The sequence below is a fragment of the Nocardiopsis dassonvillei genome (assembly GCF_964273065.1).
GTDB classification, from domain to species: domain Bacteria; phylum Actinomycetota; class Actinomycetes; order Streptosporangiales; family Streptosporangiaceae; genus Nocardiopsis; species Nocardiopsis dassonvillei_B.
On the sequence record NZ_OZ186815.1, the window covers coordinates 6,356,746 to 6,368,477 of the forward strand.

9 protein-coding genes and 2 tRNA genes are annotated in these 11,732 nt (G+C 76.4%); 5 read left to right on the forward strand and 6 right to left on the reverse strand.

Going from position 1 to position 11,732, the window contains the following annotated elements:
- Positions 1 to 55 precede the first annotated feature (55 nt).
- From ACSUPR_RS28155 to ACSUPR_RS28165, 3 genes are all read left to right on the forward strand, one after another.
- Positions 56 to 595, forward strand: coding sequence for a helix-turn-helix domain-containing protein (locus tag ACSUPR_RS28155; protein ID WP_436887967.1), 540 nt, complete (start codon positions 56 to 58; stop codon positions 593 to 595).
- Positions 596 to 683: 88 nt separating this feature from the next.
- Positions 684 to 1,568 carry a CPBP family intramembrane glutamic endopeptidase gene (locus ACSUPR_RS28160; RefSeq protein ID WP_436887969.1) on the forward strand — a complete coding sequence of 295 codons (885 nt, stop codon included), beginning with the start codon at positions 684 to 686 and terminating at the stop codon, positions 1,566 to 1,568.
- A gap of 114 nt (positions 1,569 to 1,682) precedes the next feature.
- Positions 1,683 to 2,471 carry a 2-keto-4-pentenoate hydratase gene (locus tag ACSUPR_RS28165; RefSeq protein ID WP_436887971.1) on the forward strand — a complete coding sequence of 263 codons (789 nt, stop codon included), beginning with the start codon at positions 1,683 to 1,685 and terminating at the stop codon, positions 2,469 to 2,471.
- Between the two features lie 564 nt (positions 2,472 to 3,035).
- On the opposite strand, the gene ACSUPR_RS28170 is transcribed toward ACSUPR_RS28165, so the two are convergent.
- Positions 3,036 to 4,202 (reverse strand): thiolase family protein, encoded by a 1,167-nt coding sequence (locus tag ACSUPR_RS28170; protein ID WP_436887973.1) that lies wholly within the window; start codon positions 4,200 to 4,202, stop codon positions 3,036 to 3,038.
- 129 nt (positions 4,203 to 4,331) lie between these two features.
- On the reverse strand, positions 4,332 to 5,069 hold the full coding sequence (locus tag ACSUPR_RS28175; RefSeq protein WP_436887975.1) for an SDR family NAD(P)-dependent oxidoreductase: 738 nt from the start codon (positions 5,067 to 5,069) through the stop codon (positions 4,332 to 4,334).
- A 308-nt stretch (positions 5,070 to 5,377) separates the two neighbouring features.
- Here ACSUPR_RS28175 and ACSUPR_RS28180 point away from each other — a divergent pair, with 308 nt between their 5' ends.
- Positions 5,378 to 5,632: a hypothetical protein gene (locus ACSUPR_RS28180; RefSeq protein ID WP_436887977.1), complete on the forward strand. Its 255-nt coding sequence runs from the start codon at positions 5,378 to 5,380 to the stop codon at positions 5,630 to 5,632.
- Between the two features lie 289 nt (positions 5,633 to 5,921).
- On the opposite strand, the gene ACSUPR_RS28185 is transcribed toward ACSUPR_RS28180, so the two are convergent.
- The 4 genes from ACSUPR_RS28185 to ACSUPR_RS28200 form a co-directional block, all read right to left on the reverse strand.
- A complete protein-coding gene (locus tag ACSUPR_RS28185) occupies positions 5,922 to 6,923 on the reverse strand; it encodes a phosphatidylinositol-specific phospholipase C (RefSeq protein WP_436887978.1) in 1,002 nt (333 codons plus the stop codon).
- 147 nt (positions 6,924 to 7,070) lie between these two features.
- Positions 7,071 to 9,380 carry a transcriptional regulator gene (locus ACSUPR_RS28190; RefSeq protein ID WP_436887979.1) on the reverse strand — a complete coding sequence of 770 codons (2,310 nt, stop codon included), beginning with the start codon at positions 9,378 to 9,380 and terminating at the stop codon, positions 7,071 to 7,073.
- Between the two features lie 114 nt (positions 9,381 to 9,494).
- Positions 9,495 to 9,567: transfer RNA gene (locus ACSUPR_RS28195), tRNA-Pro, on the reverse strand.
- An 18-nt stretch (positions 9,568 to 9,585) separates the two neighbouring features.
- Positions 9,586 to 9,658, reverse strand: a tRNA-Met gene (locus ACSUPR_RS28200).
- Positions 9,659 to 9,874: 216 nt separating this feature from the next.
- Between ACSUPR_RS28200 and ACSUPR_RS28205 the strand changes: the two genes are divergently transcribed.
- Positions 9,875 to 11,725 carry a BTAD domain-containing putative transcriptional regulator gene (locus ACSUPR_RS28205; protein ID WP_436887980.1) on the forward strand — a complete coding sequence of 617 codons (1,851 nt, stop codon included), beginning with the start codon at positions 9,875 to 9,877 and terminating at the stop codon, positions 11,723 to 11,725.
- The last annotated feature ends 7 nt before the right edge of the window (positions 11,726 to 11,732 follow it).

Sequence of the window (11,732 nt, forward strand, 5' to 3'; positions counted from 1 at the left end):
CCCCGCCCGGAGTTCTCGATTTTGAGAACTTTATCAATATTGATAACGTTCGGGCATGGCGACCACCGACGTCCTCCTCCACCCGGTGCGGCTGCGTATCGTCCAGTCCCTCTTCGACTCCGATCCGCTGACCACCGCGCAGCTCCGCGACCGGCTGTCCGACATCCCGCCCGCGACGATGTACCGGCACATCACGGTCCTCGTCGAGGCGGACGTGCTGGAGGTGGTGGAGGAGCGGCGCGTGCGCGGGGCCGTGGAGCGCAGCTACCGGGTGAGCCGGGGGCGCGTGGAGGTCGACGGCGCCGCCCGCGCGGAGATGACCCGGGAGGACCACCGCCGGGCGTTCACCGCGTTCGCCGCCTCGCTGATGGCCGACTTCGACCGCTACCTCGCCCACGAGGACGCCGACCCCGTCCGGGACGGCGTCGCCTACCGGCAGGCGGCGGCCTGGCTCACCGACGAGGAGCTCGCCGACCTGGTCACCCGGATCGGAGAGCTGGTCGAGGCCAGGGCCGGACGCGGTCCGGGCGGCGGCAGGCGGCGCCATGTCCTCAGTTACCTCGCGGTGCCGGACTCCTACCGGGAGAACGGCTGAACTCACCCCTGCGGGGCCGTCGTCCCCCGCGGCCCCGCACCGTGGAACCACCCCGGTACCGAACGGTCCCGGGAGAAGGAAAGTGATCATGTCCGAAACCCCCCTCACAGCGGTGACGCCGGAACCGAGCCGGCGGGGACCGGCTCCGGAGGGCGGTGGCCCCCGGTGGCTGCGCCCGCCCCTGGTGCGGCTCCTCCTGCTGAGCGTCCTCTTCCTCGTCGTCCAGATGCTCGCCTCCAGGGTGCTGCTCCCCCTGATGCACCGCCCGCTCCCGGCCCTGGCCGTGGGAGTGGGATCCGCCGTCCTCGCCCTGCTGGTCTACGTCGCCGCGGTGCGCCTCACCGAGCGGCGCAGGGTCACCGAACTGCCTCCGAGGGCCCTGCTCCCAGGCCTGGCGGGCGGCACGCTCCTGGGCGTTCTGCTGTTCGCCGCGGTGATCGCGGTCATCGCCGTGTTCGGCGAGTACCGGATCACCGGGCGGGGCCCGGCCGACGGGGTCGTGGCCCTCGTCGGGCTGATGTGCACGGTCGCGGTGATGGAGGAGCTGTTGTTCCGCGGCGTCCTACTGCGCCTCCTGGACGAGCTCGCCGGTCCCTGGACCGCCCTGGGGGTCTCCGCCGTGCTCTTCGGCGCCATGCACATGGCCAACCCCGGAGCCACCCTGTGGACCGGGACGGCCATCACGGTCGAGGCGGGCCTCATGCTCGGCGCGGCCTACCTCCTCACGCGCAGCCTGTGGCTGCCCATCGGCCTCCACCTGGGCTGGAACTTCGCCGCGTCCGGGATCTTCGGCACCGCCGTCTCCGGTGTCGACCACGGCGGGAGCGTGTTCACCTCGACGGCATCGGGCCCGTACCTGCTCACCGGCGGGGGCTTCGGACCCGAGGCGAGCATCGTCGCGGTGGTCCTGTGCACGGTCCTCACCGTGCTGTTCCTCGTCCGGTTCCGCAAGAAGTCCCGCGAGGACGGCTGACCCGGACCTCCCGGCGGAGGCGCCCGCTCCGCCGGGTACGCTCGCGGTGCCCGCCGGGCACCGCGAGCGGAGCGCGCCGGGCGCCCCGCCCGGAACGGACGAGCAGGAGGACCAGTGGCCCTGGACGAGGGGACGCGTCAGGAGATCGCCCGAACGCTGCGCGAGGCGCAGGCCCGCGTGCGCCCGGTGGAGCCCCCGAGCCGGGCCCGCCCCGGCCTGGACACCGCCGACGCCTACGCGGTCCAGCTGCACAACATCGCCCTCCGCCTCGGGGGCGGGGCCCGGACGGTCGGCTACAAGGTCGGCCTGACCTCGGCCGTCGTACAGGAGCTGCTCGGTGTCGGCGAACCCGACTTCGGCCACCTGCTCGACGACATGCTGATCGAGGACGGCGGGACCGCGGAGGCGTCCCGGTACTGCGCGCCCCGGGTGGAGCCCGAGATCTGCTTCCGCATCGCCCGGGGCCTGCGGGGCCCGGGCGTGACCGCCGGGGACGCGCTGGCCGCGACGGACGCGGTCGCCCCCGCCCTGGAGATCGCGGACAGCCGCGTCCGGGACTGGGAGATCGCCCTCGCCGACACCGTCGCCGACAACGCCAGCGCAGGAGCCCTGGTCCACGGCCCCTGGACACCCCTGGCCGGGGTCCCCGACCTGGCCGCACTCTCCGTCGAACTGCGCATCGACGACGAGGCCGTCGCGCGGGGCGAGGGGAGGGCCGTGCTCGGCCACCCGACCGAGGCCGTCGCCTGGCTGGCCAACGCCCTGGCGGAATTCGACGCGGGCCTGGAACCCGGCCAGGTGGTGCTGACCGGCTCCATGACCACCGCCCCCTTCGTCACCGCGGGGCGGTGCGTCGAGGCGCGCTTCGACGCCCTCGGGCCGGTCTCGGTGTCCTTCTCCTGACGGGCCCGGCCCCGGCCCGGAGGCGTTCGAGGCCCTCGAGTACGAGGTCGAGGGAGAAGGCGGACTCCGCGTCGCCGTAGCCCCCGGCGCACCCCCCGTGGGATCCCGCTAGCCCCGTCTCCGCGACCCGGAGCATGTGCGGCGCGCCCGTCGGCGTCCGCGTTCCCGCGGTGCGCCGATGAGCCGGTGCCCGGTCCCCGCACCCGGACGGCGTCGCGCGGGTGGTGGGGGGCGGACACCGCCCCGGCCTCCAGGGCGGTGGCGTGGGAGCCGGGTGCGCCGCGGCCGCCGGAGGCCGACACGGTGCCGGATCCGGCACCGGCGGGCGCGGGGCGGCGGCCGTGCCCGCCAGGGCGGACGGGGCGAGGGCGGGCCCGGCCGGCAGGACCGGGGGCGTCCGACGGGCACCGAGAGGGCTCCCGGCGTCGCGGTGGAGCGGATCCCCGTCCCGCCCGGGCCGCCCCCGCCTCCCGGTCGGCGGACCGGCCGCCGACCGTGCACGACCGCGGGGTTCCGCCGAGCGGTGTTCTTGCGATGCGCCGGGAGGTCCGCACCCGGTGCGGGTCAGAGGCGCTCGAAGACGGTGGCGTTGGCGAGCCCGCCCGCCTCGCACATCACCTGGAGGCCGTAGCGCCCGCCGGTCTGCTCCAGCACGTTGAGCAGGGTGGCGGTCAGCCGGGCGCCGGAGGCCCCCAGCGGGTGGCCGATGGCGGTGGCACCGCCGTTGACGTTGACCTTGGCCGGGTCCGCGCCGGTCTCCTTCTGCCAGGCGAGCACCACGGAGGCGAAGGCCTCGTTGACCTCGAAGGCGTCGATCTCGTCCAGGCGCAGACCCGCCCGGGAGAGCACCTTCTCCGTCGCCGGGATGATGCCGGTGAGCATGTACAGCGGGTCGTCCCCGACGACCGCGAAGGAGTGGACGCGGGCGCGGGGCCGCAGGCCCAGGTCGCGGGCGGCCTCCTCGCTCGCCAGGAGCACGGCGGCCGCGCCGTCGTTGATGGGGGAGCTGTTGCCCGCGGTGACCTTCCAGTCCAGGTCGGGGAAGCGGCGCCGCCAGTGGTCGTCCTCGAAGGCGGTCCGCAGCCCGGCGAGGACCTCCGGGGTGGTGTCCGGGCGGATGCTCTCGTCGGTGCGCAGTTCGTTGACGGGACTCACCTCGGCGTCGAACCGGCCCTGGGCCCAGGCGTCGGCGGCCCGGCGGTGCGAGATGGCGGAGAACTCGTCGAGGAGGCCGCGGTCCAGGCCCCAGCGCTGCGCGATGAGCTCGGCGCTCACCCCCTGCGGCACCAGGCCCCCGGGGTAGCGCGCGCCGACCCCGGAGCCGAGGAAGTCGCGCCCCAGCGACTGGGAGCCGATGGGGATGCGGCTCATGGACTCCACCCCGGAGGCGATCACGAGGTCGTAGGCGCCGGCGGTCACGCCCTGGGCGGCGAAGTGCAGGGCCTGCTGGCTCGACCCGCACTGGCGGTCGACGGTCACGGCGGGTACGGATTCGGGGAACCCGGCGGCCAGGGCGGCCCAGCGCGCGGTGTTGCCCGACTGCTCGCCGACCTGGCCGACGGCGCCGCCGATGACGTCGTCGATCCGGGCGGGGTCGATCCCGGTGCGCTCCACGAGGGAGCGCAGGGCGTGGGCGTGCAGGTCCACGGGGTGGATGTCGGCGTACGCGCCCCCGGGCCTGCCCTTGGCGATCGGGGTGCGGACTGCGTCCACGATGACGGCGGCGCTCATGGCGACTCCTCTGTTCCAGGGTCCGTGCGGTCACCCTAACCCAGAGGGTTTGCTTTTCAAACTATGTGGGTCCGATTTTCCAACTCTTCTGTTCCGGTGTTCCTTCCGACCCCTCCGGGGCGTCCGCGGTCAGCGCAGGTGGGAGGCGCCGTTGACGTCGAGCACGGCACCGGAGGACCACACGGCCCCGGGGGAGGCGAGGTAGTGGACCGCCGCGGCGATCTCCTCGGGGGACGCGACCCGGCCGAAGGGGCTCTGGGCGCGCACCTCCTCCGACAGCCGCCCGGCCACGCGCTCGGTGGACACGAACCCCGGGGCCACGGAGGCGACCGCGATACCGTGCGGGGCCAGGGCGACGGCCAGCGACTGGCCGAGCGCGTGCAGGGCGGCCTTGGCCGCCCCGTAGGCGGGGTGGTCGGGCTCGCCCCGGTAGGCGCCGCGCGAGCCGACGTTGACGATCCGGCCCCGGGTGCCGCGGTCGATCATGTGCCGGGCGACCAGGTAGGAGACGTCGGCCGCCCCGAACACGTTGACCTCCATCGTCGCGCGCCAGGCCGCCCGCCACTCCTCGTAGGGGGTGTCGGCGATGGGGTGCGCGATGTTGACGGCGGCGTTGTTGACCAGGACGTCCACCCCGCCCAGCAGGTCGACCGCCCGCCCGACCAGGTCGGCCGGGCCCCCGGGGGTGCCCAGATCGGCCCCGAGCAGGACGTGCCCCTCCCCGGGCAGGGACTCCAGGGTCTCCTCGGCCTGCGCCCGGCGCGTGCCGTAGTGCACGGCGACCCGGTCGCCCGACTCCGCGAAGGCCCGGGCTACCGCCCGGCCGATGCCCCTGGCGGCACCGGTGACCAGCACGCTGCGACTCATGGGAGACCTCTTCACGGGGGGCGGAACGACTCCGGCAGGCTACCGGACCGGCCGGACCCGTCCCGGCGCCCGGGGGACGCGGGGCGGCGGCGGCATGCCCCGGCCGCCATCCACCGGCGGAACGGGGGAGAGCCCGGTGAAGCCCCGATGCCCGCTCCGGTGCGGGCCGCCCGGACCATCCGTTCACCGCGTCCGCGCTGGTCGGCGTCGCCCTGCTGACGAACCTGCTCGGTGTCCTCTGCCTGCTCGGCCCGCCCGGGCCGGAGCGGGAGGGGGCCGTCGCCGCGGCCGGGACGGGCCCGGGCGGGATGCTGCTGCGGTTCGGCCTGGGCGCGGTGTCCGAGACGGCCCTGCCGGCCGCCGGGCTCCTGCTGTCCCGGGGCGGCCGGCGCGCCCACCTGCTCGCGGGCCTGCCGACCGGAGGGGCCGCGCCGGTGGCCGTCGCCGGAGCGCTCGTCACCGACCGGGCGGCCGCCAGGGTGGTGCTCTTCCCGCTGATCGTGCTCATCCTGTTGCAGACGGGCGCTTCGCACGAGTGGTTCAAAGCGGCCGAGCCGTCCTGACCGGCGTTCCGCCCGTCTCGGCCCGCGCCGGTCGGTGCCCGGAGGGTCACCCTGAATAACGGACATGGAGAGACAAGGGCCACAACAGCCCCCTGGGCCCCACAGGTTTTCCGAAAGCGTTCACGTTCACTCCCTCGTGTTCCGTAAGGTGTTCTCCGGGACACGGGGTCCCGGCGCGGGGCGGTGTGGACGGACGCCCCGCCCGGGCCCGCCTCCCACCCGGTCCCGCCGGTGCCGACCGTGCCCGAAGGGCGGACGGCGGTAGGCGCCGGCGGGCCGGACCCCGGACTCACCCCGCGTTACGGGCCAGCACCAGGTCGATCAGCTCCCGGTCGGGGAAGTCCGCCACCACGATCCCGGTCCGCCCCGGGGGCGCCTGCCGCAGGTGCGCGACCGCGTACGCGTTGACCCCGCGCGACCCCAGGAACCCCCAGGCCACCTCGCGCGGGTTCGCGAACGGGGCGCCGCTCCCGCTCAGGTGGTTGACGTACAGCGTCCCGGCCGATCCCGAGGCCGCCTTCTCCAGGTGCACGCGCACCTTCTCCCACTTGGCCGGTATGTCGAACAGGGTGGGCACCCGGTAGTCGTCCTGGATGTCGGTGGCCGGACCGCCCCACCTGATCCCGTAGTCGCGCGAGGCCGCGAAGTCCTGCACGATGACGATCCGCCCGCGCACCTCGCCCAGGTCCGGCACGTACGCGCCGCCCCCCGCCGGGGGCCGCCACAGGCGCTCGCCCAGGATCTCCCGGGTGCCGGGGTCCTCCTCGATGTAGTGGTCGAGGGTCTCCTCGTAGTTGCGGGTGTTCTCCTCCTCGGTGTGCTCCTTCTTCATCCGGATCAGCACGGTTTCGGCGGGGTGCCGGTCCAGGAACGCGTCGACCGCGACGACCACGTCGGTGAAGTTCAGGTGCAGGTACTCGGCGCCGTGGTGGATGGGGAAGGCATCCCGGTAGTGGCGGGTCCGCACGTCCAGGAAGCGCACACCCGCGTCGAGCTGCTCGGCGATGGTGAGGTCCTGGGTGCGAGACCACACCGTGCCGCGCCAGGCGCCGCTGTCGTGGGTGCCGGGGATGGAGAGCTCCGCCAGGCCCGTGCCGTCGGGCAGTGCGCCCATCCATCCGGCGGGTTCGGCGGCGGGCACGGTCTCGGCGGCGGCCGGGGCCGGGGCCATGAGGCCGGGCAGGACGACCAGGGTCACCAGGGCCGACCACAGCAGGGGCAGGGAGGGGGAGCGCGGAGCGGCCGGGGCGGGGGCCGTACGGGGGCGTGCGGGGGCGGGGACGGGGGGCATGGGGTTCCTCCGTTCGCGGGGGCGGACGCGGGGGAGCGCCCGGTCCCGTCCACACTGGCACGCGGGCGGCCTCCCCACACCCCCTATCGCGCGGGCGGTCCCGCACCGTTCCCGATCCGGGCCGGGAACGGTGCGGGACCGCCGGGCTCAGAACCGGCCGCGGCCGTCCGGCAGCGCCTCGGGGGCGATGTCCGGCATCCAGTGCCGCCCGACCGACCAGCCCAGGAAGCGCACGGGCTCCCCGTCGTCGCGGGCGGGGAGGGTACGCCCCTCCACCGCCGCGCGCAGCCCCGCCAGTGCCGGGGCCAGCCGCTCGCGCACGTGGTGGGGGACCTCGGCCTCCTCCATCCAGGCCAGCACCCGGCGCTGCTCGGCGGCCGGGCACCGGGACAGGAAGAACACGGTCTGCCGCCAGGCGAACGCGGCGTTCTTCACGTGGGCGAGCGTGTCGTGCACCCGGGGCAGCGCCCCCAGCAGCCGCACCGTGGTCAGGTGCGCCCGCCGGGCCGCTTCGGACCACCCGTCCGCCGGGGCGGACCCGGCGGCGACCAGGGCCGCCAGGTTGTGCGTGGTGAGGATCTGCGCCTGCTCGATCACCGTGCCGTTGCCCGCCACCGACGGCCGCGGGTTCCCGGCCCGCTCCCGGCACAGCCGCGCGAAGGTCGGCTCGCCGCGGCGGGGCTTCTCCTCCAGCGCGAACACCCGGGCGCAGTCGATCCCGTAGTACCGGGCGTACAGGGTCCCCTCGACCACCTCGGCGGCCCGTCGGGCGGCCCGGGTGAACTTGGGGGAGAAGGCGCCCATGAAGATGTCGGAGGCCGGCTCCTCCACGAACGGGAAGTCCTCCTCCGGCGTCCGCGTCCCCCCTCCGGCGGTGCGGGCCAGGCCGGCGAGCTCGCTCACCAGCGGGTTCGGCGTGATCGTCCCGGGGAAGCGGGTCAGCAGCGTGTCGCCCACCCGCCTGATCACGGTGCGGGCGGCCTGCGCGCGCGCCTGCGCCGACCCCAGGTGCGGCTCCAGCTCCCGGACCCAGGGCAGCTCGCCGCGCCGCACCTGGCCGCCCAGGTTCAGCAACAGCAGGGAGCGCCGCCGCGCGAACGCCTCGTGGTGGGCGGTGACCAGCCGGGCCAGAGCCGGGTCGCCGACCGCGGACGCCTCCGCGGCGGCGGCCAGGGCGGGCACCAGCGAGGCCAGGACCTCGGCCGAGGGGACCACGCCCCGCTCCACCAGTTCGTCCAGCGGTGCGATCAGGGCCTTCTCCACCCGGGCGCGCAGGGGTGCGGGGATCGCGGCCCCCTCGGCGGCGTCGAAGGACCGCGCCTCTCCGGCGGAGAGGGGGGCCAGGGCCGCGTCCGGGTCGGCGATCCCGGAGTTCTGCGGCAGTGCGGCCAGGCGGTCGGCGAGCAGCGCGGCCAGCACGTCGTGGGCGGGCAGCGCCGCCTGCGCCGCCTGCACGGCGCGCACGGCGGTGTGCCGGTCGGAACCGGGGACGCCGCGCTTGGCGGTCATGGCCGCGACGGCGCACCGCAGCAGGCCGCGGCGCCGCGCGCCGAGCACCCCGGTCCCGGAGCCGTCCGGGCCCACGGCCTCGCGCAGGGCGGCCAGCAGGATCGCCGGGTTCTCCCTGGGCCTGCGGTGCTTGGTGCAGAGCGTGTGTTCGGCGGCCAGCCGCTCGTACTCGTCGAGCAGGGCGGCGCCGCGCGCACCCCACCCGTCGGGCCGGTGCGCGTCCACCCCGCCGTCCGCCGCGGTCTCCAGCCAGTGGGACAGCACGCGGTCGGTGAAGGGGTTCCACACCGTCAGCGCCTCCCGCTGGGCGTTGGGCGCCCCGGGGTTCCGGGCGGCGACCGCCGCCAGGGTGCGGCGCACCTCGCCGACGGACCAGCGGAACACCGACCCCGGCGGCAGGTCGCGCACGGGGGCCGCGCGCGGCGTCAGGCACAGGTCCGCGGAGAAGGGGTCCAGGTCGGTGAGCAGCCGCAGGGCGGCGGCGGTGTCGCCCGCCCGCAGCAGCCACACGGCGGCGAGCAGCGCGGCCTGCTCGGGCTGGTCCAGCGCGTACCCGCCGGAGTCCAGCAGCCCGCCCAGGTGGGCCAGGCCCTCCTCGGTGAGGTGGTGGGCGTACAGGGCGGAGCGCTCCTCCGCGAGGCCGTACCGGCGGACGAGTTCGAGCTCGTGCGGGCGCAGCGGGCCCCCGGCGGCGGCCGCGCCGGTGGCGAAGCCGCCGTGGACGACCTCGGGGGTGACCCAGGCGGGCAGGCCCTTCATCGGGGTGCGGGAGCCGATGGAGAGCAGGCCGGAGGCCATGCCGGCGGTGACCCGGCGCCAGGCGGAGGCGCGCCGTGCGGCGGCCTGCCGGACGGCGGGGTCGTCGTGGGCGGCGGCGGTGGCCAGCTCCTTGAGCAGGCGGCCGGCCGCGTATCCGGGGTTCGCGTGGACGGGGGTGGTGTCTTCCATGCCGGTGTGGTGGGTTCCGCCCCCACGGCCTCCCGGACGAGAGCCGGGTGCTCCGCTGACCGGGCTGCACACCGCGTGGGCCGACGCGCGCGGTCGGGAGCGCGCGTCGGCCCGCCGGTACGGCGGGCCCTGCCCCCGCTCCCTCCCGGTCCCGAGCCGGGCGCTCTTCTGGTTGAGCTACGTACCGCCGCCCCTGGCGGGGCCGTCGACGTGGCGGGCCCTGCCCCCGCGACCTCCCGGTTATGAGCCGGACGCTCTCCTGACTGAGCTACACGTCGTCCTCGTGGTGGGAACGGTAGCGCCGACCGAGGGGAACGGGGAAGCGGTTTTCCGCGGCGTGCGGCCCGGGCCGTGCCCCGTAGCCGGGGTGTCACGCGGAGAAAGCCCCGTTGACGGCGCGGTGGACGCGGGGTAGCGTGCCTGGGAGCGCTCCCAAAACTGGTCGTCCTGCCCCCGGGCCACTGCTCCCCACCCCCACCCCCCTGGAGGGCCCCATGGGACTGCGATTCGGGCTGCTGGGCCCCACGCGCGTGTTCGCCGACCGGCGCGAGCTCGACCTCGGAACCACCAAACAGCGCACCCTGCTGGCCGCCCTGCTGCTCAGACCCGACCGGGTCGTGCCGCTGGACGAGCTGGTCACCGCACTGTGGGACGGGGAGCCGCCGCGCTCGGCCGTCGCCAACCTGCGCACCTACGCGGCGCGCCTGCGGCGGCTCATAGAGCCGGGGCGCATCCTCACCCGCCACCCCGGATACCTGCTGCGCGTCGGCGGCGACGACGAGGTGGACGTCACCGCCTTCGCCGAACGCGCCCGCGCCGGCCGCCGCGCCCTCGACACCGGCGACCTCGCCCGCGCGGAGGCCGACCTTTCCGCCGCCGTGGGCCTGTGGCGGGGAGCCGCAGCGGAGGACCTGCCCCGCACCCTGGGCCTGGCCCCGCACCTCCAGGCGCTGGAGGAGCAGCGCCGCGGCGCGGCCGAGGACCTGGCCCGGGTAAGGATCCTGCGCGGGGCGGGGGCCGAACTCGTCGGCGAACTGCGCGCCTCCGTCGCGGCCGACCCCGTACGCGAGCGCCAGTGGGCCAACCTCGTCCTCGCCCTGTACGGCGCCGGCGACACCGCCGGGGCACTGGAGGCCTACCGCGCCTCCCACCGGGCGCTCCGCGACCACCTGGGCATCGGCCCCGGTGAGGAGCTGACCCGCCTGCACCGCTGCATCCTCGACGGCTCGGCCCCGCCCGGCCTCCCCGCCCCGCGGCGGGCCGCCCCGGCACGGCCGGTCCCCCGTATCGGCGACCTCGTCGGGCGCGACGCGGAGCTGGACGCCCTCACCCGCCTGCTCGCCCCGGGCCCCGCCCCGGTCCTGGCCGCCGTCCACGGACCGGTGGGCAGCGGCAAGTCCGCCCTGGCCGCACTGGCGGCGGCCGGGACGGAGCGCTGGTACCCGGACGGGCGCCTGTGGGTGGACCTGGAGGCGCCCGGGTACGGCGGGGGTCCGCGCACGTCCCCGGACGTCCTGGCCGAGCTGCTGCGCGGCCTGGGGGAGGACCCGGCGCGCCTGCCCCGGGAGACCGGGGAGCGCATGCGCCTGCTGCGCGACCGCGCCGCGGGCCGCCGCCTGCTGGTCGTCCTGGACAACGCCGCCGACGAGGCGCAGGTCCGGCCGCTGGCCGCCGCCTGGGCGGGGGCGGCGACCCTGGTCACCAGCCGCCGCCACCTCAGTGCCCTGGACGGGGCGGGTCACCTCGGAGTCGGGGCGCTGCGCCCGGACGACGCGGTCGCCCTCCTGGCCCGGATGTGCGGGGCCGAGCGCGTGCGGACCGATCCCGGGTCGGCCGCGCGGATCGCCGCCTTCTGCGACCACCTGCCGCTCCCGCTGTGGATCGCGGGCCGCCGGCTCCAGGCGCGGCGGGAGTGGCCGCTGCGGGCGTTCGCCGACCTGCTCGACGACGAGCGCCACCGACTGGACGCCCTCGTCTGTGCGGACCGGTCGGTGCGCGCCGCGTTCGCGACCGCCTTCGCGCCGTTGCGCGGCGGCTCCCTCCCCACGGAACGGCTGGCGGCCGACCTCTTCCAGCGCCTGGGCGCCCGGGCCGCCGGGGTCTTCGGCCCCGGGGAGGCCGCCGAGCTGGCGGGCTGCGACGAGGTCACCGCGACCGCCGTCCTGGGCTGTCTGGCCGACGCCCGCCTGATCGAGCCGGCGGGCGCCAACCGCTACCGCGTCCTCGGCCTGCTCCGCCTCTACGCCGCGGAGCTGGGGGCCCGCGCCCGGCGGCGGCCCGCCGTCGTCCTGCCCTACCGGGGGGCGCGCCCGGTGCCGGCGGCCTCCGAGGGGACCGCGGTCTGAGCGCGGG